This is a genomic window from Paenibacillus sp. FSL K6-1566 (assembly GCF_038050475.1).
Taxonomy (GTDB): domain Bacteria; phylum Bacillota; class Bacilli; order Paenibacillales; family Paenibacillaceae; genus Paenibacillus_AQ; species Paenibacillus_AQ lactis.
In genome coordinates, this window is sequence record NZ_JBBOSR010000001.1 from 2573931 (window position 1) to 2593249 (window position 19319).

At 54.4% G+C, this 19319-nt stretch carries 19 protein-coding genes; 10 read left to right on the forward strand and 9 right to left on the reverse strand.

Annotation, left to right across the window (positions count from 1 at the left end; translation table 11 throughout):
- Window positions 1-160: 160 nt before the first annotated feature.
- From NST08_RS11240 to NST08_RS11270, 7 genes are all read left to right on the forward strand, one after another.
- Window positions 161-2677, forward strand: a complete 2517-nt coding sequence (locus NST08_RS11240) for a WD40/YVTN/BNR-like repeat-containing protein (RefSeq protein WP_341341753.1) — start codon at window positions 161-163, stop codon at window positions 2675-2677.
- A 248-nt stretch (window positions 2678-2925) separates the two neighbouring features.
- Window positions 2926-3399: an IS200/IS605 family transposase gene (gene tnpA, locus NST08_RS11245; protein ID WP_007128375.1), complete on the forward strand. Its 474-nt coding sequence runs from the start codon at window positions 2926-2928 to the stop codon at window positions 3397-3399.
- A gap of 322 nt (window positions 3400-3721) precedes the next feature.
- On the forward strand, window positions 3722-4528 hold the full coding sequence (locus NST08_RS11250) for a CPBP family intramembrane glutamic endopeptidase (protein WP_341341754.1): 807 nt from the start codon (window positions 3722-3724) through the stop codon (window positions 4526-4528).
- A 363-nt stretch (window positions 4529-4891) separates the two neighbouring features.
- Entirely contained in the window at window positions 4892-5503 is a 612-nt protein-coding gene (locus tag NST08_RS11255) for an RNA polymerase sigma factor (protein ID WP_445933644.1), read from the forward strand.
- The gene (locus tag NST08_RS11260) at window positions 5500-5955 is read left to right on the forward strand and encodes a hypothetical protein (RefSeq protein WP_341341756.1); all 456 of its coding nucleotides are present in this window, start codon (window positions 5500-5502) and stop codon (window positions 5953-5955) included. Before NST08_RS11255 ends, NST08_RS11260 begins: the two co-directional genes overlap by 4 nt.
- Before the next feature lie 25 nt (window positions 5956-5980).
- Window positions 5981-7096: a hypothetical protein gene (locus tag NST08_RS11265; protein WP_028403596.1), complete on the forward strand. Its 1116-nt coding sequence runs from the start codon at window positions 5981-5983 to the stop codon at window positions 7094-7096.
- Between the two features lie 29 nt (window positions 7097-7125).
- Window positions 7126-7266 (forward strand): hypothetical protein, encoded by a 141-nt coding sequence (locus tag NST08_RS11270; RefSeq protein ID WP_007129878.1) that lies wholly within the window; start codon window positions 7126-7128, stop codon window positions 7264-7266.
- Window positions 7267-7330: 64 nt separating this feature from the next.
- Here NST08_RS11270 and NST08_RS11275 read toward each other — a convergent pair whose 3' ends face one another.
- The 8 genes from NST08_RS11275 to NST08_RS11310 all read right to left on the reverse strand — a co-directional run bounded on the left by NST08_RS11275 (window position 7331) and on the right by NST08_RS11310 (window position 15180).
- Entirely contained in the window at window positions 7331-7624 is a 294-nt protein-coding gene (locus tag NST08_RS11275) for an SdpI family protein (protein WP_007129879.1), read from the reverse strand.
- A gap of 128 nt (window positions 7625-7752) precedes the next feature.
- The gene (locus NST08_RS11280; protein ID WP_007129880.1) at window positions 7753-8418 is read right to left on the reverse strand and encodes a methylthioribulose 1-phosphate dehydratase; all 666 of its coding nucleotides are present in this window, start codon (window positions 8416-8418) and stop codon (window positions 7753-7755) included.
- Between the two features lies 1 nt (window position 8419).
- Window positions 8420-9100, reverse strand: coding sequence for a 2-hydroxy-3-keto-5-methylthiopentenyl-1-phosphate phosphatase (locus tag NST08_RS11285; RefSeq protein WP_007129881.1), 681 nt, complete (start codon window positions 9098-9100; stop codon window positions 8420-8422).
- Window positions 9097-10311 carry a 2,3-diketo-5-methylthiopentyl-1-phosphate enolase gene (locus tag NST08_RS11290; RefSeq protein ID WP_341341757.1) on the reverse strand — a complete coding sequence of 405 codons (1215 nt, stop codon included), beginning with the start codon at window positions 10309-10311 and terminating at the stop codon, window positions 9097-9099. Before NST08_RS11290 ends, NST08_RS11285 begins: the two co-directional genes overlap by 4 nt.
- Complete coding sequence (gene proC, locus NST08_RS11295) at window positions 10308-11177, reverse strand: pyrroline-5-carboxylate reductase (RefSeq protein ID WP_007129883.1); 870 nt, start codon at window positions 11175-11177, stop codon at window positions 10308-10310. The genes NST08_RS11290 and proC overlap by 4 nt, the downstream gene beginning before the upstream one ends.
- Before the next feature lie 42 nt (window positions 11178-11219).
- Window positions 11220-12467 carry a glutamate-5-semialdehyde dehydrogenase gene (locus NST08_RS11300; RefSeq protein WP_341033798.1) on the reverse strand — a complete coding sequence of 416 codons (1248 nt, stop codon included), beginning with the start codon at window positions 12465-12467 and terminating at the stop codon, window positions 11220-11222.
- 47 nt (window positions 12468-12514) lie between these two features.
- On the reverse strand, window positions 12515-13618 hold the full coding sequence (gene proB / locus NST08_RS11305; RefSeq protein WP_245255921.1) for a glutamate 5-kinase: 1104 nt from the start codon (window positions 13616-13618) through the stop codon (window positions 12515-12517).
- A 371-nt stretch (window positions 13619-13989) separates the two neighbouring features.
- Window positions 13990-15180: a pyridoxal phosphate-dependent aminotransferase gene (locus NST08_RS11310; RefSeq protein WP_210094612.1), complete on the reverse strand. Its 1191-nt coding sequence runs from the start codon at window positions 15178-15180 to the stop codon at window positions 13990-13992.
- Between the two features lie 281 nt (window positions 15181-15461).
- Between NST08_RS11310 and NST08_RS11315 the strand changes: the two genes are divergently transcribed.
- Together NST08_RS11315 and NST08_RS11320 are read left to right on the forward strand one after the other, a co-directional pair.
- Window positions 15462-16274: a carbon-nitrogen family hydrolase gene (locus tag NST08_RS11315; protein ID WP_028403590.1), complete on the forward strand. Its 813-nt coding sequence runs from the start codon at window positions 15462-15464 to the stop codon at window positions 16272-16274.
- 118 nt (window positions 16275-16392) lie between these two features.
- Entirely contained in the window at window positions 16393-16578 is a 186-nt protein-coding gene (locus tag NST08_RS11320; RefSeq protein ID WP_007129888.1) for a hypothetical protein, read from the forward strand.
- 195 nt (window positions 16579-16773) lie between these two features.
- On the opposite strand, the gene NST08_RS11325 is transcribed toward NST08_RS11320, so the two are convergent.
- The gene (locus NST08_RS11325; protein WP_040738633.1) at window positions 16774-17703 is read right to left on the reverse strand and encodes a LysR family transcriptional regulator; all 930 of its coding nucleotides are present in this window, start codon (window positions 17701-17703) and stop codon (window positions 16774-16776) included.
- 182 nt (window positions 17704-17885) lie between these two features.
- Here NST08_RS11325 and leuC point away from each other — a divergent pair, with 182 nt between their 5' ends.
- Window positions 17886-19310, forward strand: a complete 1425-nt coding sequence (gene leuC, locus NST08_RS11330; protein WP_028403588.1) for a 3-isopropylmalate dehydratase large subunit — start codon at window positions 17886-17888, stop codon at window positions 19308-19310.
- The last annotated feature ends 9 nt before the right edge of the window (window positions 19311-19319 follow it).

The following is a 19319-nucleotide window of genomic DNA, read 5'->3' on the forward strand; positions in this document are numbered from 1 at the left end:
GCCGTCCTTTTTGGCAAGCGCTTTCAATTTATACAGCGCATTTGGATTTCAACCAGTCATGAATGGCGCAATAAGAGGGGGGAGCATCGAACCGATTCAACGAAAAGTTATCGAAAGGCTCGCAGTTTATGGTCGTCTACAACGGTACAGGAGGGATTTCATGTTCAAAAAGCTATGTAATATCACCTTAGCCGCTTCGCTGTCATTCTCGGTCGGTGGAGCTGCTTTCGCAAGCTCGCCGGGAGATCAGGCCAAGGAAGCACCAGGAAGGAAAGGCATCCAGGAACAAGCTTACAGCTGGGACCGCGCAAAAGTGGTCGGCGGCGGCTTCATTCCGGGCATTGTATTCAATCCGAGCGAGAAGGATCTCATCTATGCACGTACCGATATTGGCGGTGCTTATCGCTGGAATCCGGAGACCGGCTCCTGGATTCAGCTAATGAATTTCGTAGGCTTCGACGAATGGAATATGCTCGGTGTGGAAAGCTTGGCAACGGACCCTGTGGATCCGGACCGATTGTATATCGCGGCCGGTACATACACGAACGACTGGACGGATATGAACGGTGTGCTGCTTCGATCGAAGGACCGCGGCGACAGCTTCGAGCGTACAGCGCTTCCATTCAAGCTTGGCGGCAATATGCCGGGCCGGTCCATGGGTGAGCGACTCGCGATTGATCCCAACGACAATCGGGTCCTGTATTTGGGGGCGCGCAGCGGAAACGGGCTGTGGAGAAGCACAGATTACGGGAAAACCTGGGGCAAGGTGGCCAGCTTCCCGAATGACGGCAGCGCAAAGGATTATTATGGCGATATCGTCGGACCGGTATGGATTACATTCGACCCGACAACGGGCAGCCGGGGAAAAGCTACGCAGACCATTTACGTCGGAGTTGCCGATACGGTCAACAGTATTTACCGGAGCACTGATGGCGGCCAGTCATGGGAGCTGCTTCCCGGGCAGCCGCGGCAAAATTTCTTTCCGCATCACGGCGTATTAAGCTCAAATGGGAATTTGTATATTACGTATAATGAGTTTATCGGTCCATATGACGGCGGAACGGGAGCCGTATGGAAGTACAATACGAAGACGGGCCAGTGGACGGATGTCAGCCCGACAGGCAGCACCGAGCATCCGTATGGAGGCATCTCGGTGGATGCCAGACATCCGGATACGCTGATGGTGGCGACGATGAACAAGTGGTGGCCGGACGAGTTCATCTACCGCAGCACGGACGGCGGCAAAACATGGACATCGCTATGGACGCTTGACTATTCGAAGGATCCGGTAAGAGAAAACCGGTTTACGATCGATTACGCGATATCTCCATGGCTGGACTGGGGAGAGAAGAAAGCGCTGCCCGAAATTTCGCCTAAGCTGGGCTGGATGATCGGCGATCTGGAGATCGATCCGTTCGATTCGGACCGCATCCTGTATGGTACGGGGGCGACGCTATACGGGACCGATAACATGACCGCACTTGATCGGGGGCAGAACGTCAACATTTCCGTGCAGGCGAACGGGATCGAAGAAACGGCGATTCTCGGCTTGATCAGTCCTCCATCGGGAGCCCCGCTGCTGAGTGCGATGGGGGATATCGGGGGCTTCCGGCATGAGGATTTGACGAAAGCGCCGCAGATGATTACCAATCCATATCTCGGTACGAGCACCGATATCGACTATGCGGAAATGAACCCCAACATCATCGTTCGGGTAGGGAATGCGGAAGGAACGGCCCCAAGAATGGGCGTTTCAATGGATAACGGGAAGACCTGGACACCGGCCGCCAATGCCTGGCCATCGGCCGAGGGCGACAAAACCGAAGGCGGATGGGTGGCCGTCGGCGCGGACGGAAGCCGGATCGTCTGGAGTCCGAAGAGCAGTTCATCCGAAAGCGTACGCCCTGTAAGCTACACCAAGGACCGGGGAGTTACCTGGCATGCTTCGCAAGGGATACCGGAAGGAGCGATCATTTCTTCCGACCGGGTAAATCCGAGCAAGTTCTATGGCATAGCCAACGGCAAGTTCTATATCAGCAACGATGGCGGCGCAACCTTTACAGCCTCTCAGGCGACGGGGCTGCCGCAGACCTTGACCAGCAAATTCAAAGCGGTTCCGGGAGCGGAAGGGGAAATATGGATCGCTGCGGCCAAAGACAACAGCAACACGCAAAGCGCTTATGGTTTATGGCACTCCACGGATTCCGGCAATAGCTTCGTCAAGCTGGAGGGTATCCAGGAAGCGGCTACCATCGGCTTCGGCAAGGCTGCACCTGGACAAAACGTGATGGCGCTATACAGCTACGCCAAAATAAACAACAAGTACGGGGTTTACCGTTCGGACAACGGGGGAGCCAGCTGGATTCGAATCAATGACGATGAGCATCAATTCGGATCGGCCAATCGCGCCATAACCGGCGATCCGCGGGTATACGGAAGGGTGTACATCGGGACCAACGGTTTGGGCATCGTGGTCGGAGATATCCAGTCCGATTCCAAGGGAAACGCGAAGCCTGGCAAACAGGATAAAGACAAAGACAAGGATAAAGATAAAACAGAAAAGCAGGATGATAAAAATAACACGGACAATAAGAACAATAAGAACAATAAGAACAGTAAGAACAACAATGGTCATAAGAACAACGGCAAAAACAACAACGGCAATAAGAACAACTAGCAATAAGGACTTCAGCCAAATGACCGAAAACGACAAAAACAGTTGAGCGTGGGGCGACAGATCAACGCGCAGCGGGCCGGGAAGGGATCCTTCTCGGCCTTTATTATGGCTTTAGCCAGTTGAGCTCGCGAAGCGTGCGAAACAAAAAACCACCCGCTATGCGGGTGGAGGGATCGAGGGTTTGACCAACAAGACCATTCCGATAAAATTGAGATGTTCAGGCTCAATAATGAAAGGAATGGTCTTAGATGGCAAACAAGAGCTATAGTTTAGCTCACACGAAGTGGATGTGCAAGTACCACATTGTGTTCACCCCGAAGTATAGACGGAAAGAGATTTATAATCAAGTGAGGAAAGACTTAATCGAAATTTTCAAACGATTATGCAAATACAAGGGAGTGGAGATAATCGAAGGCCACATGATGCCCGATCATGTACATATGTTGGTAGCAATTCCCCCCAAAATCTCAGTATCATCATTTATGGGATACCTGAAGGGGAAAAGCTCACTCATGATATTCGAGAAGCATGCTAGCTTGAAGTATAAATATGGCAATCGAAAATTTTGGGCGGAGGGATACTACGTCAGCACAGTGGGCTTGAATGAAGCCACCGTGGCAAAATATATCCGTGAGCAAGAAGCACACGACCAGGCAATTGATAAACTGAGTGTGAAAGAGTATGAAGACCCATTCAGCAAAAACAGTAGCAAGAAGAAGTAAACCAGTTTAACTGGTAAGTGAAAGTGACAAATTACACTGAGCCTGAACAATTTTATTGTCAGGCTAGCGTCTTTAGGCGCAGTTTGGCAACAAGGGGTTATACCCCAAGAGCAAACCACCCGTTTGACGGGTGGTTCTGATTTTTTGGCATCGATTCGAATTAAGGTTTCGTTTTGTCTAAACCTGCTTCATCCAATCTATGAATACGCCAAGGTGCTGCTTGATCGGGATAGCGTATGCCAACATTTGCTTGATGTATTGAATATGAGCCGCTTCAAGCGTATCATGAAAAGACGACAGTATTTCGGATGGGGAGAACAGATTGCTGCATAAGAAAAGATCAGGCGAATGGACCGCCTGTTTGTTATTGATGGTTATTACCATCATAGGTGCCCAGATGGCTGCACCTAGAATGGCATGGCTATGGGGGCTGGGCCTCATTCTGGTGGGTTATGCTCTCCGTAACGCCTCGGAAGAGTTAGGCAGAGCTGCGATAATAGCTGCTTGCATTACGTTTGGATACCGGATGTACAGCGCGCTGGGAGACTACATAAAAGAATGGCTCGCCGATGACATGGGACTGGCAGTGGGGTTGTCAAGGCTAAGTTTAATCGCGTTCATTCTGCCCATGGCCATCTTCAGCTGCTTCCAAAAGAGCAAGCCCCGTTATATGGCCGTAGGGAAATGGAGCAACCCGATCTATTTCCCATGGATCATGCGAGGGTTATACAAGGAACCGATCTGGCGATTTATCCTTATATTTACGGCCGTAACGGGAGCCGTATTTGCCTTCCTCATCGATTGGGGGCAGCCTGGACTCATCGCTCTGATCGGATATGCGCTCCTCTTCGCATCCATCAATGCCGTTCTGGAGGAGCTGCTGTGGCGCGGTTATATTCTAAGCCGCCTAACGGAAGACTTCGGCGAAATCCAAGGACTGGTGATTGCCGGAGCTGCTTTCGGCTTCTACCATCTGCACTTGGGCTTCCCGTGGATCGTCTGCTTGTTATTTTCCTTCTTTGGCATGATGATGAGCGGCGTAGCCATCCGCTCACAGGGTCTGGCTCCGGTCATCACCATGCATTTCGTCATGAATATGTGGTTTGTTCTCAGCGGGATGATCCTCTGACGGCAGCCGATGCAAGGAATAGACGGTTAACAGCTGCGGCTGGAGATCTCAAATCGAACGATTCTCCATATCATGCCATTGTCATTGTCACGGACAAAATACTTGCGGAATCATCCGGCAATTGAACATGAATTAACCGAAATCGAAAATAGCGGCAGATCTAGGGCGCCTTTTGGCCGCCCTCTTTTTATGGAGTCCGGACTCTGCGTCCAAGCACATCCTGCAATATGGTCGATTCCGTCTGTCTGAGACAAACTAGGCGTTTACCGGCAATGCAAGCTTCTGCCTTCACGCCAAGGGGAGACTAATTTGCTCTGTCTTGACGCACGATTCTTAGGAGTAACGAAATTTTTTTTTCAAAAGTTGCAGGGGCGGGCATGCAGTCTTGCGTCTATTGATATTGGGAAGGAGGGGAGAGTTATTGAAGCTGAACGATTAATAAGACGCATCCTTCAAGGCGAGCAGGAGGCCTTTCGGGAGCTGGTTGATACGTACAGCCAGCATGTGTTCCATACCGCATTCTCGGTGCTTCGAGATGTCAAGGATGCGGAGGATGCGTCGCAGGAAGTCTTCATACAAGTCTATAGAGCTCTCCCCCAATACCGTTCCGAAGGCTTTAAGACCTGGATCACCCGCATTGCCTTAAATAAAGCGATCGACATGAAACGTAAGCGGGATCGTAAACCGCCTGAGCATGGTGCGGGTGGAAGTGAAGAACTATTAGACAAGCTACCCTCCGCGGAAGAAGATACCGTTACTTTGCTCATTCATAAGGAGCGTAGGGAGACGCTTCGAGCGCGGATTGATCAGCTGCCTGCCAATCACCGGGAGATCATATCGGCTTTTTATTTGGAAGAGAAGAATTATGAGCAGATTAGCTCCGAGCTGAACGTGTCGGTCAAAACGGTGGAATCAAAGCTGTACCGGGCCCGGCAATGGATCCGGACGCACTGGAAGGAGGAAGAGTGGAAATGATATGGTCGATTCAAGAGCGCAAAGCAATGACAGAGCGTTATATAAAAGGGGAAGCCGCCCCGGAAGAACGGGCTTTGTATGAAGAGCGCCTGTTGTCGGACGATTCGTTGCTTGAGCTCTATATGGAGGCGCTTAGCCGCCAAGACGGGCTGCCGGATCTGCCGGACCCGGCCTTATTCGCGGATCGAGTCATGAATCACGAAAAGATTAAGCCGTATCCGCGAAGAGCAGCCGCATACGCATCGGACCGGCCGAAGCGATGGTATGAGAAGGCGATCGTTCACTATGCGATTGCCGCATCCGTCACACTGCTGTTCCTGTTTACCGGTGCGTTCGAAAGACTGCAGTCGGTCAGTCCGGAGCAAGGGGCGCCGCTTTCCCAATCGCCGTCCTACAGCGATCAGCTGGTAGAAAAAACATCGGGCTGGATTGACAGCCTGCTGCCCAAATAAGGATTTTTGGAAAGGAAGATGAACTGTGCAACCGCAGCGTAGCAAAATGCTTGCATTCATATTGAATTTTGTCCCTGGCCTCGGCCACTATTACTGGGGGAGAAACGGACGGGCAGTCCTCTATCCGCTGCTCTTCTTCGGCGGCTTGTTGGGAGGATTGGTGCTCACGTTTATGGCTGGCTCCAATACCGTGTTTGTCATGAGCATCCTTGGCGCATTGCTGATCTGGGGCATCAGTATGCTCGATTTACTAATGGCTCTGCTTCGTTACACGCCGGTATCCTATGTTTATGATGAATATGGCCGGCCCATGGAAGTGCCGAACGAACGAAGCGACGATTCCGAACGCTTCTTCACGATCCTGCTGTCGTTTATACCCGGGCTGGGACATTTCCAGCTTGGCTTGATGCAGCGCGGATTGTCTTTTCTGATCGCATTCTTCGGGCTTGGCACCATCCTGGTGTTTCTGACCGGATTGACGCACGAGTCGGTATTTCTGCTCTTTCTGGGCATCTTGCCGGTGATCTGGCTGTACTGCATGTTCGATGTCGTTCAGCTCCTTAACCGTAAGCAGGCAGGAGAGTTCTTGATGGACCGGACGCTGTTCGAAGAGCTGGAGAGCGGTCGTGAGAGCGGACGACGCAGCAAAGTGTTTGCTACGATGCTGTCTGCATTCCCTGGAGCGGGGCAAATGTACCTCGGACTGCAGAAGCGGGGCCTCCAGCTGATGATCCTGTTTCTGGGCAGCATCTATGTGCTGGATGTGCTTAGACTGTCCTTGTTTCTGTTTATGATTCCGCTGATCTGGTGCTATGCCTTTTTCGACGGCCTGCAGCAGGTCAGCCGCTACGGCCGGGAGCCGCTGCGCGACCGGCCGATCATCGCCAGCACATCCGGCCAGCAGCGCTGGCTCGGTTTAGGACTTGTGCTGCTGGGCATTTACTTCGTATTTTCCAGTGTGGTCCTGCCGTATCTCGAGACGCTGTTCCCGAATCTGTACCTGGATTCCCGGATCCGGGATTTCATGAAGACGGCGATCGTTACGGTGCTGCTGATCGGCGGCGGCATCAAGCTGATGATGGCACCGAAGCAGGGAGCACGGTTCGAGGACCGGCCTTACGATGATTTCGACCGCGATTAATCGGCGGAAGGGATGAGGAGGAGATATTTGTGGTTAAAAATTTGGCGTATGTGCTGTACATTTTATTGTTTGTGGTGACATGCCTGTTCGTCGTAAACCATTACCTGCCATCGGATCCGGAGCCGTATGCGAGGATTTCCTACGTAGAGTATGAGCAGGGACATTTATAAAGGCATCCGTTAGTCATATCCAAGAAGCAAAAAACATGTAAAACGATCCTGGAGAAGGATCGCTTTACATGTTTTTTAATTTGCGTTCAACCAGGATGTAAATCAGGATAAACACGACGAGCGTTGCAATACCCGTAGCCGTAAAGCTGCCGGTCAGCCTCGCGATGGCGAGCAGGACGACCCCGAAGATCATGAGCAGCAGGCTGACGTAGGCGTTGGCGACTTTAAAACGCCGCTCGCTTTTAAGCGAAGACGTTGTTTTGTAGGCATAAAAGCTCTTGATGCTCTTGGGAGGAACCAGGTATAGGAGCAATCCATACAAAATAAAGATGATGCCTATGGCTAATCCTTGAATCACGGAATACACACTCCTCAGGAAAATGATGCCCGCTCTGTGCCCCGAGCGTCTAGAAACAATCGGGGCGCAGCGGACTTTGCGTAAAGCGGTTTGCCCGGCGTCCGGACTCGCTCACTTAGGGTTAAAGTTTACCTTGCCTGGTTACTGCCTGCAGCGTTCAGGAGAAGGCGGCGGTAGGTGTATTCAAAAATAAATTCAAACGCCTCCAGATGCTTCTTCGCCTCGAAGGCGTTCCGCCCCCAGGCATAGATGCCGTGATTCCGCAGAAGGATCCCGGGCACGGAGGGATCAAGAGCATCCGGGACAAGCGCCGCGATTTTCGGGATGTCCGCATAGTTGGGCAGAATCGGTATGGAGATGGCGGCATCCTCTTCCCAAATATTGAACGCCTTGATCAGCTCGATGCCCTGCGCAGGAACGAAGCCCTGATCGCCGTACCATTCGCTGACCAGGTTGTTGTCGATCGTATGCACATGGAAAATGGCCCCGCAGCCGGTCTTGCGATAAATTTCGCAGTGGATCAAGGTTTCGGCGCTAGGCTTGAGCCCGGTCGTCTCGCACGGCTTCCCGTTACGGTCAACAAACAGATAATCCTCCGGCGTATGTACGGACTTGTCCTTTCCGCTCGCGGTTATGGCAAAGTAAAACTCCTCGGGCGTAAAGTCGCCGACGCGGACCGAGAGATTTCCGCTTGTTCCGGGAAACCAGTTGCGCGAGGCAAAAAGCTCCTTGACGCCGCGCAGGTCGTCAAGGGCTGCTTGTTTTTGTTCCAGCAGGATATCGGCAAATGCCATATCACAGCACCCCCTGTTTCAGCTTGTCGTTCAGATCGGCATAGATGTCGGTAAAGGTCTCGAACGGCACATGATGCACGCCCAGCTTCCGGCACTGCTCCGTGAGCGTGGAGCGCGAGTACACCAGATCGGCCTGCTTGGCCCCTTCGAAATCGGTGAGGCTGTCTCCGATCAGAATCCGGTAATATTGATCCGCCGGGAATCGGTCCATCACGGTAACCTTGCACATGCCGCAATCGTTCGTGCACGAATCCTTGCATGGATGCGGCCATGTAATCTCGATCGTGTCCCCCTCAAAATTGGAGCCGTTGCAGAATATATGGTCTGCCGGAATGCCGTACGGCTTCAGGATCGGATCGACGAAGAAATCGATACCGCCGCTCGTGACGAAAAACTCGATGCTTTCTTGCTTCAGATACTCAAGAAAAGCGCCGAAGCCTTCGCGGATGCCGGCATGCTCGAGCACGAAGGATGTAATCTCCTCTTTCATGGAGGAAGGGAAGAGGGCGAACATCCGCCCGACCCCTTCCCGGATCGAGATCGTCCGCTCGATCGTATCCTTCATGATTCCCTCATAGCCTTCCGGTTTGAAATGCTTCATAATGGCTACAATATTGTCGTTGTTCGTGATCGTTCCGTCAAAATCGCAAAAAATGACGGGCGTTTTTCCTTGAGCTGTCATGCTTCTCCTCCCCAGATGTCCAGCGCGGCTTTCAGTTCTTCATGCTCCTCCGCATAGTGGGCAAGCGGCACGGATTTCATCGTCGCTTCGATCGCCTGAACGAAGGCTCTTCCGCCGGCTTCAGTGCCCAGCGGATGGCCGTGGATGCCTCCGCCGGCATTCACCACGACATCTGTTCCGAAGTCGCGGATAATGCGCGGTACGAGTCCAGGATGGATGCCTGCCGACGGAACCGGCATGCTCCGCTTGACGCCGAGCTTGACGGTATGCAGCTCGTCCCGAATGCCGAGGTTCTCTTCCCGCGGCATCGTGACCGAGCCGTAAGGCGACGGGAACAGGACCAGGTCGGCGCCGGCGATCCGCATCAGCTGGCCGAGCAGAACCGGCGCGGCGATTCCGTGATGCGGAGACGGGTAGATGGCCCCTGCCAAAGCCGGATGAGCGGCGATCGGCACGTTGATGTCCGGATCGGAGCTGAGCTCGTGCAGGACGTCATATCCGTAGGACAGGACGTTGAACAGCAGCGCGTTGGCGCCGGCGTCGATCGCTCGCAGCGCCTGATCCCGCAGCTTCGAAGTATGTCCTGTCAGATTGGCTGCATACAGCAGCTTTTTGCCCGTCTGCTGCTCGACCTCGCGGGCAGCTTCGATACATAAGCGAACCCGTGTCTCGATCGGGGTCAACTCATTTTCGAACAGGATTTCATCATCCTTAATCAGGTCAACGCCGCCGAGGGCCTGGCGAATGAATTGCTCCCTAAGCTCATCTGCGCTTAGCCCGATCACCGATTTGAAGATGCTCATCAAGAGCGGACGGTCGTGAACTCCGAGCAGGTCGCGCACGCCGTCGATCCCAAATTTCGGCCCCGGGAATGCTGACAGGAATTCCCGCGAAAGATCCAGGTTGGTCAGCTTGATGCGGCCGTCCATGGATATCTTGCCGAATACCGTCACAAGCAGGGCTGGAATGTCCCGGCTGAAGTTGATATCCGGATAGGCGATGCTGATATCGGCATAACGGCTGCCGGGCTCCCAGCCTTCATGGACCTGGATGTCCACCACTTCGCCTAGATGCTTCTGCATGGCTTCCTGCTTGGCCGCAGGCAGCTCGGTCCAGCTCCCGACCGTCATGCCAACGGCGATGGAGGTCGCCTTTTTACGAAAATCCGCCTGGTCGTCATAAATTCTGTAGGTTGCGATTGAACGGCTCATAGGGCTTGCTCCTTCAGCATCGCGCCCATTTCTTTGGAGCGCTCTGCGCAGCGGTTGACGGCAGCGATGACCGTCTCAAAGAAATCGCCGCGGTCCAGCGTTTCAAGGGCTGCTTGCGTGGAGCCGTTCGGCGATGTGATTTTTGCCCGTAGGGCTGCCGGCTGCTCGCCGGTTTGCTGCACCATTCGGGCTGCGCCCAGAATCGTCTGGAGCGTCAGGTCGCGGCTTTGTTCAGGCGATAAGCCGCCGCGGATGCCGGCAGCCGTCATCGCTTCCATCATATAGTAGAAGTAAGCTGGACCGCTTCCCGAGATGCCGGTAAGAATGTCCATTTTCTCCTCTTCAATGACGGTCACCTGGCCCACCGCTTCAAATAATGTTAGGACGAGCTGGCGCTGCTCCTCGCTGATTTCCTTGGAGAAGGAGATGCCGGTCGAGCCCAGTCCGATCGAAGCGGACGTATTCGGCATCGTGCGTGCTATTGGCTGATTCGTGCCGAGCAGCGTTTGGGTCGTATGAATCGAGAGGCCGGCAATGACCGAAATGATCAGCTGATCGGCGGACAGCATCGACCCTAGCTCCTTCAATACCTTTGCAGCATCCTTTGGTTTCATGGCCAGCACGATGACTGGGGAGGTTTTGAGAATTTGATGCTTCGCGTCCGCATCGCTGTTAAACTGGACGCCGTAGCGTTGACTGAGCTCCTCGAGACGCTGGACATTGCTGCGGTTCAGCATCGTAATGCGCTCGGGCTGTACGACATGGCGGGTTACAAGGCCCTTCACGATCGCTTCAGCCATCGAGCCCGCCCCGTAAAATGTAATGGCTTTATCGATCAGCGGGCGGTTCTGTGGGGTTTGGCACATAGTAGGTTTCCTCCTTCATGGATGATATGAATGAATGTATTTTTATTCTCTTATTTGGCCACTACCGATAATAACATATTTGGAGGAAGTAAGCGCAGGAAGGCCCATAGGTCCCCGGGCGTGCAGCTTCTGGGTGCTGATACCGATTTCGGCCCCGAAGCCGAATTCGAATCCGTCGGTAAAGCGCGTCGACGCATTATGATACACGGCGGCGGCATCGACTTCCTGAAGGAAGCGCTCGGCATTCTGCCCATTCTGCGTCACAATGCATTCGGAATGCTTGGTGCCGTATTCTGCAATGTGCGCGAGAGCCTGATCGAGATCGTCCACGATTTTAACATTTAAAACATAGTCGTTGTACTCGGTCGCATAATCCTCGGAAGAGGCTTCGCGGGCCCAAGGTGCATAAGACAGCGTGCGCGCGCAGCCGCGAAGCTCTACATTCCGTTCCTTGAAGGCTTCGGCCAAGGAATGAAGATGGGATTTGGCAAACGCCTCATGGACGAGCAGCGTCTCCATCGCATTGCAGACCGAAGGGCGCTGAACCTTGGCATTGAGGCTGATCGCGGCAGCCATGTCGGGCTGAGCCGACTCGTCGATATACGTATGGCAGATGCCGGCACCTGTTTCAATGACAGGCACGGTGGAATTCATAACGACATTTTGAATCAGCGAGCTGCCTCCGCGAGGAATAATGACATCGAGCAGCCCGTTCAGCTTCAGCATCTCGTCAACGGACGAGCGGTTCGCGTCCTCGATGAGCTGCAGGGAGGCCGCAGGGAGCGCGGTCCGCTCCATCGCTTCGTGGAGGACCTCCACGATTTTGCGGTTGGACGAGAGAGCGGAGGAGCCCCCGCGGAGCACGACGGCGTTGCCCGTCTTTAGGCAGAGTCCCGCCGCGTCCACCGTTACATTCGGGCGGGCTTCATAGATGATGCCGATGACGCCGAGAGGGACGCGTTTCTTTACAATATGCAGGCCGTTCGGACGCTCAATCGTCTCGAGCGTGTCGCCGATCGGGTCCGGAAGCTCCACGATCTGCCGCAGCCCCTCGGCAATGCCGCGGATCCGTTCTTCATTCAGCGCAAGCCGGTCCAGCAGGGAGGAGGACGTTCCGTTCTCCTTGCCGCGCCGGAGGTCTTCGGCATTCGCCTCCATGATATCACTGGCGCGCGCGATCAGCGCGTCGGCCATTTCAAGCAGAGCCTTATTCTTTTCATTCGTGGTCAGCTTGCCGAGCACGGCGGCGGTTTGTTTGGCAAGCTGTGCTTTTTCCCTTACTTCACTCACGGTTCATTCCTCCTTATAATCAAGCGATCGTTATGATCCAATCATCGTTATTTCAGGGTAATCCATTCGTCCCGGTGAATCACCTCAAGCCGGTGCACGTCGCCGATCAGCTCGAACACGCGGCTGCTCGGCAAGCCGATGACGGCCTGCAGCTGCTCCTCGTCATAATTGACGATGCCCCTTCCGAGCCGTTCCCGGTTCATGTTCAGCACTTCGACGACATCTCCGGCATGGAAGCTGCCTTCCAGCCGCTTGATGCCGACCGGCAGCAGGCTGTGCCCGCCGTGAAGGAGCGCTTCCTCCGCGCCCTCATCGACGATGATCCGTCCCAAGGGAGATGACATAAAGCCTAGCCACTGTTTTTTCATCGGCAGAGAGGAGAGTTGTGTTGCGAAATACGTGCCCTTCCCCTGATGCTCGTAGGCCAGCAGCAGATCTCCCGCCGCGTCCGCTCTTCCGATGAAGACCGGAACGCCGCCGCGCGTTGCGATTTTGGCTGCGTCGATCTTGGAACGCATCCCGCCGGTACCGACGCTGGTGCCTGCGCCTCCGGCCATGCCGTATATCTCTTCGGTAATTTCCTCGATCTCCTCATACCGGGTGGCATCGGGAGATTTGCGCGGATCCGCCGTATACAACCCGTCGGTATCCGTCAGGATGATGAGCTGCTGCGCTCGAACGAGGTTAGCCACGAGGGCGGAAAGCGTATCATTGTCTCCGAATTTCAGCTCATCAATCGAGACGGTGTCATTCTCGTTAATGATCGGTATGATGCCCTGCTTCAGCAGCTCCGAAATGGTCATATTCGCATTGTTCATGCGCTTCCGGTTCGCAAAATCAGTCCGGGTCAGCAAAATCTGCGCCGCCTTCAGCCGGTGCTCCGCTAGGGCATTCTGGTATGCCCTCATCAGCAGCGCCTGGCCGAGCGCAGCCGCGGCCTGCTTCTCATGAAGCAGCTTCGGCCTGCTCTCATAGCCGATCTCCCGGAAGCCTGCGGCAACCGCGCCGGAGGTCACGAGGAGAACCTCATGGCCGGCACCGCGCAGGGCTGCCAGCTCGGCAGCGAAGAAGGCGACGGAATCCAGATTCAAGCCGCCTTCCTCGGTTGTGAGGGAGCTGCTTCCGATCTTGACGACGATGCGTGAGCTCATCGCAATCACTTCCTTGTACGTATTTTTAGTCTCTAGCATTGATGGATGCATGATCATAGAAATAAAAAAACTTCCGTCCTTGAAAAAGGACGAAAGCTAGTCTTCCGCGGTACCACCTTTATTGATGAGCTATTTCATGCCCATCCGGCTTTGGCCTTGTAACAGAAGGCGCTGTCCTGCTTGAAGCAGGCCGCTCGGGGGTAGGTTTCGGAAAGGGGCCGCGCCGAGCCCTCTCAGCCAGTGGAGCTCGTTCTCTGGTTTGCGCGCCGTATGCTTTCGTACTGGTCCCGTCATCGCGTTTGACGATTCAATGTTCATGTATTGCAAGAATATCATATTGATGCCGTTTTTTCAAAGCAAAAACGAAGCTTCTAGAAGAGGCCCAGCTTGCCGATTCGATATGCCGCTTCCTGCATCCGCTCCTCACTGCTCAGCAGACCGACGCGGACATACCCTTCGCCGTGATCGCCGAAACCGACTCCCGGGGCAACGGCAACCTTGGCTTCCTCAAGGAGCAGGTTTGCAAACGCAACGGACGTATAGCCCTTGGGAACAGGCAGCCAGCTAAAGAACGAGCCTGCCGGCTTCGGCGCATCCCAGCCGATCTCCGACAACGCTGCGAAGAATGCGTCCCGCCGGCTTTGATAACGGCTTACCAGCGTTTGGACGCAATCCTGGGGGGCAGTCAGGGCAGTAGCCGCTGCTGCCTGAATTCCTCCGAACAAGCTGACGTAAATATGGTCCTGAAGCAGGTTGATCAACGAGATGATCTTCGCGTTCCCGAGAGCGAAGCCAACCCGCCAGCCGGCCATATTATACGTTTTGGACAGCGTATAGAACTCCACGCCGACGTCCTTGGCTCCCTCAGCCTGCAGAAAGCTGACAGGCTGCTTGCCGTCGAAGCCGATCGCGCCGTAAGCGAAATCGCTGGCCACAACGATTCCGTGCTTTGCGGCAAAGTCCACGGTCTCCTCGTAAAAGGACAGGGGAGCTACCGCCGAGGTCGGGTTGTTCGGATAGTTCAGGAACATCAGCTTAGCCCGCTCCCGGTCGGACGGGGCGATGCGGCTATAATCGGGAAGAAAGCCGTTGTCCGCCGTAAGCGGCATAAACTTCATTTCAGCGCGGGCAAGAGCAACGCCGGACCAGTAATCCGGATAACCCGGATCGGGCACGAGACAGACGTCCCCGGGATTAAGGAGCACTTGCGGGAGCTGGACGAGCCCGGTCTTTCCGCCGAACAGAATGGCGACCTCGGTTTCCGGATCCAGATCCACGTTATAATCCTCCTTATAACGATGGGCAATCGCTTCCTTAAGAAACGAATAGCCGGTAAACGGCGAGTATTTATGATATTGAGGATTGTCGGCTGCCTCCTTCAGGCTTGCCACGATATGAGGAGGCGTCGGCTGATCGGGATTCCCCTGGCCGAGATTAATGACGTCGTGACCCTGGGCCACCTGCCTGTTGACATTCGAGACCAGCGTCGCGAAAAACTGGGTCGGCAGCGTCGGCATTATCTCGGCCGGCTCGATATGGAATGGTTGATTAGGTTTGCTCATGGCGGATTCATCACTCCGGTTATTGAATTGCGCTTGATTCCCCTTCATTATGCATGGTTGTATCAGCGGTCTTAAAACAATTAGCATTAATTTATCACGATTTATCCGGGGTGTATAGAGGGAAATGGCGTACAGGGTTGCGGCGGCAGGCCCTTCGGGGCTATGATGATGTCAAGAACAGCCGAGGGTTCGTTTGGACAAGGACCGCTTGCGCTAAACCATGAGTATTTGACCTGATTCCTAATTCAAAAGAATATAGGCATGACAAGGGGGAACCGAAAGTGACTGGAGGAGCTAAGCCTCAATTGAATATCGCGCTCATTCAAGCTTATATCGAGATAGGCGAACCGGGCGCCAATACGAACCATTTGGCGGCGATGATGGAGAAGGCCGTATCCGCAGAAGAAAGGCCGGACGTGATCGTGCTGCCGGAAATGTGGAATACCGGGTATGCGCTGGACCGGATTGGAGAGCTTGCCGACCCGAACGGGGAGGAGACGAAGCGGCGGCTGAGCGACTTCGCCAAGCGGCATGGCGTTCATATCGTAGGCGGATCGGTAGCGGAGAAGATCGGCGATCGGATATACAACACGATGTACGTATTTGGAAGGGATGGCGAGATTACCGCAAGGTATTCGAAAATGCATCTGTTCCGTTTGATGGATGAAGAGAAGTTTCTTCATGCCGGAGAGGAAGCGGTCACCTTTGATCTGGAGGGCTTGAAAGCCGGGGCATCGATCTGCTATGACGTCCGATTTCCTGAGCTGTCCCGTACGCTGGCGCTGGCAGGCGCGAACGTGTTGTTCGTTCCGGCCGAGTGGCCGCATCCGAGACTCCATCACTGGAGGACGCTCCTGACGGCCCGGGCTATCGAGAATCAAATGTATGTCGTTGCCTGCAATCGGGTCGGCCGCAGCGGAGAGACGGAGTTTTTCGGGCATTCCTTGCTGATCGATCCTTGGGGTGAAGTGATTGCCGAAGGCGGTGAAGAGGAATCCATCGTCACCGGCACGCTGGATTGCACCCTACCAGGTGAAGTGAAGGGGCGGATTCCGGTGTTCGAGGACCGGAGGCCTCACTTGTATTTTAAGTAAGGTTTTTGCAAAAATCCAAAGCAAAAGAAAGCAAGGATGCGCACCTGAAATTTCAGTTTCATATGCGGTCAGGCGGGTATACTATGGGTAATCCGACTGAGAGGAGGTTTTCGAACGCATGGCAGAGAACAACCAATTCGACAGCCGCGGCATTGAGCAGGAAGATCAGAAGGCGCAGTTTCGCAGCTTCGTCGAGCAAGTAACGGGCGGCGGAAGCAACAGCAGGAACGAGTCCTTACAAGATCAATCGCGCACGGCCGATGAGCAAAATCGGATGATCGACCAGCACAATCTGCGAAAATAGCTCGCCGATCAAAATTCACGGCAGCTGACGCTCTTTCGCAGGTTAGGATGGCAGGCACGGTGCTAGGACAGAGAAAAATAAAAAAAGCAGGCCCTTGTTATAGGTCATTGACCTTGGCAAGGGCCCTTTGCTGCGGGTTTATACGAATAGAAGGAACCCGTTTCCGATTTCGGATGAAGCAGGACGGACTCCCGATTACTCACGTACGCTTTCCACCACGAGTTTATCCATGACCTGCTTAAAGGTATCGATGAAGGCGTCCGCCGCCTTCGACAAATACCGTCCATTGCGGAAGGCAACGACTAGCGTCCGGCTGGGGACCGGCTCGGCAAGCGGCAGATAGACGGGGATAAACTCGCTTCGCTTCGCTCTGGCAATGAATCGCGGGACTAGCGTAACCCCCATGCCCGTAGCGACCAGGGACTGCAAGGTTTCGATGTTATTGCTCTCGAACACCACCTTCGGCTCGAAGCCTGCTTCGCGGCAAATATCGAATGTAAGCTTCCGAAAGCCCTGACCCTTCTTCAGCACCACGAATTCCTCGTCCCGGATTTCATCAAGGGAAATCGGCCGGAGCGGGTCATGCGCCGCCCGCCGTGCCAGCTTATGCTGCGGCGGAACCGCGAGATCGATCATCTCTTCGCCGATCGGAATCCAGGATAGCGAAGGCTCGGTGAGCGGGAGCGCCAACAGGCTCAGATCAGCCTTGCCGCTCGCCGTCAGCTTCTCCAGGTTCATGGAGGTGTCCTCCAGGAGCGTGATTTCAATATCCGGATACCCTTTCTTGAACGCCGGCAGAACCCTTGGCAGCAGATGGGACCCCGTGATCGGCATGCTGCCGACAACGACCTTGCCCTTGCGAAGCTGGGAAATGTCGGACATCTCCTGCTTCAGCTGCTCGACCGCGTCCATGATCTTCTGGGCATGCTCCACAAAGCTTGCGCCTGCGTGCGTCAGCTCGACCGAGCTGGTGTTGCGCTGAAACAGCAGAACGCCAAGCTCCTTCTCCAGCTTGGACAGCTGCTGGCTCAGCGAGGGCTGGGCGATGTGGAGCTTCTCCGCGGCCCGGGAAAAGTTCTTGTCCGCTGCGATTTGCAGCGTATATTGCAGTTGTCTAAGTTCCATGAAGACCATCACCCCGTTATAGCTGTATCCTATTACATCTATAGTTATTATATCTTGGAACAATGAAGATGGAAATGATATATTACTATCAACGTAAGGATGATGCGCTGCAAAGCTTGTACCACAAGGCGATCAAGGGCGGTCATCCTGTCAATGGACGATAGAACAATGGGGTGATATTGATGGGTAAGAAGACAATGTTCGAGAAGATTTGGGATAATCACGTTATTCATCAGGAAGAGGGTAAACCGGGCATTTTGTACATCGACCTGCATCTCGTTCACGAGGTGACTTCGCCGCAGGCGTTCGAGGGACTGCGTCTTAGCGGCCGCAAAGTGCGCCGTCCGGAGCTGACATTCGCTACGATGGACCACAACGTGCCGACTAAGGACCGCTATAACATTACGGATCCGATCTCCAAGCAGCAGATCGATACGTTGACCAAGAACTGCCAGGACTTCGGCGTAACGCTGTTTGATCTGGACACCATCGATCAGGGCGTCGTTCACGTCATGGGACCGGAGCTGGGACTGACGCATCCGGGGAAAACGATCGTGTGCGGCGACAGCCACACCTCCACGCACGGGGCATTCGGAGCGCTAGCTTTCGGGATCGGCACAAGCGAGGTTGAGCATGTGCTTGCAACGCAGTGCCTTCAGCAGGCGAAAGCCAAGACAATGGAAGTGCGCTTTGTAGGCAAACGCAATCCAGGCGTAACGGCTAAGGATATGATTCTTGGCGTCATCGCAAAATACGGAACGGATTTTGCGACCGGATACGTCATTGAATACACGGGCGAGGCGATCCGGGAGCTGTCGATGGAAGAGCGGATGACGGTCTGCAACATGTCGATCGAAGGCGGAGCGAGAGCAGGGATGATCGCACCGGATGAGACGACCTTCGAATATTTGCGCGGACGTCAATACGTGCCGCAAGGCGAAGCCTTTGATGAGGCTGTAGCAGCTTGGAAAGAGCTCGTAACCGACGAGGGTGCCGAGTTCGACAAGGTTGTGGAATTCGACGTTGAATCGCTGATTCCGCAAGTAACCTGGGGAACAAGCCCGGGCATGGGAACCGACATTACGTCAACCGTTCCGAATCCGGCCGATTTCAAGACGGAAAACGAACGGAAAGCTGCTGAAAAGGCGCTTGAATACATGGCGCTCGTTCCTGGTACGCCGATGTCGGAAATTCCGATCGATTACGTGTTCATCGGCTCCTGCACCAACGGACGCATCGAAGACCTGCGTGCAGCGGCGGCGGTTGCCAAAGGCCACAAAGTGGCGGATAACGTGACGGCAATCGTCGTTCCGGGCTCGGGACGCGTCAAGCTCCAAGCCGAGAAGGAAGGGCTTGACAAAATTTTCATCGAAGCCGGTTTTGAATGGCGTGAAGCGGGCTGCAGCATGTGTCTTGCGATGAACCCGGACGTGCTTCAGCCAGGACAGCGCTGCGCTTCGACGTCGAACCGGAATTTCGAAGGACGTCAAGGCCGCGGCGGCAGAACGCATCTCGTATCTCCTGCCATGGCGGCAGCGGCGGCCGTGAAAGGCCATTTCGTTGATGTTCGCGACTGGAATTTTGTTGCTGAAGAAGTTGTAAGCTAAGAGGACGGA

What these genes read in the sequence shown, in the direction of transcription:
- proB (WP_245255921.1), bottom strand. Translation starts at nt 13,618, where the DNA reads ATGAGCTCACGCATCGTCGTCAAGATCGGAAGCAGCTCCCTCACAACC.
- NST08_RS11325 (WP_040738633.1), bottom strand. Translation starts at nt 17,703, where the DNA reads ATGGAACTTAGACAACTGCAATATACGCTGCAAATCGCAGCGGACAAG.
- NST08_RS11280 (WP_007129880.1), bottom strand. Translation starts at nt 8,418, where the DNA reads ATGGCATTTGCCGATATCCTGCTGGAACAAAAACAAGCAGCCCTTGAC.
- NST08_RS11290 (WP_341341757.1), bottom strand. Translation starts at nt 10,311, where the DNA reads ATGAGCCGTTCAATCGCAACCTACAGAATTTATGACGACCAGGCGGAT.
- NST08_RS11285 (WP_007129881.1), bottom strand. Translation starts at nt 9,100, where the DNA reads ATGACAGCTCAAGGAAAAACGCCCGTCATTTTTTGCGATTTTGACGGA.
- tnpA (WP_007128375.1), top strand. Translation starts at nt 2,926, where the DNA reads ATGGCAAACAAGAGCTATAGTTTAGCTCACACGAAGTGGATGTGCAAG.
- NST08_RS11310 (WP_210094612.1), bottom strand. Translation starts at nt 15,180, where the DNA reads ATGAGCAAACCTAATCAACCATTCCATATCGAGCCGGCCGAGATAATG.
- NST08_RS11240 (WP_341341753.1), top strand. Translation starts at nt 161, where the DNA reads ATGTTCAAAAAGCTATGTAATATCACCTTAGCCGCTTCGCTGTCATTC.
- NST08_RS11260 (WP_341341756.1), top strand. Translation starts at nt 5,500, where the DNA reads ATGATATGGTCGATTCAAGAGCGCAAAGCAATGACAGAGCGTTATATA.
- leuC (WP_028403588.1), top strand. Translation starts at nt 17,886, where the DNA reads ATGGGTAAGAAGACAATGTTCGAGAAGATTTGGGATAATCACGTTATT.
- proC (WP_007129883.1), bottom strand. Translation starts at nt 11,177, where the DNA reads ATGTGCCAAACCCCACAGAACCGCCCGCTGATCGATAAAGCCATTACA.
- NST08_RS11320 (WP_007129888.1), top strand. Translation starts at nt 16,393, where the DNA reads ATGGCAGAGAACAACCAATTCGACAGCCGCGGCATTGAGCAGGAAGAT.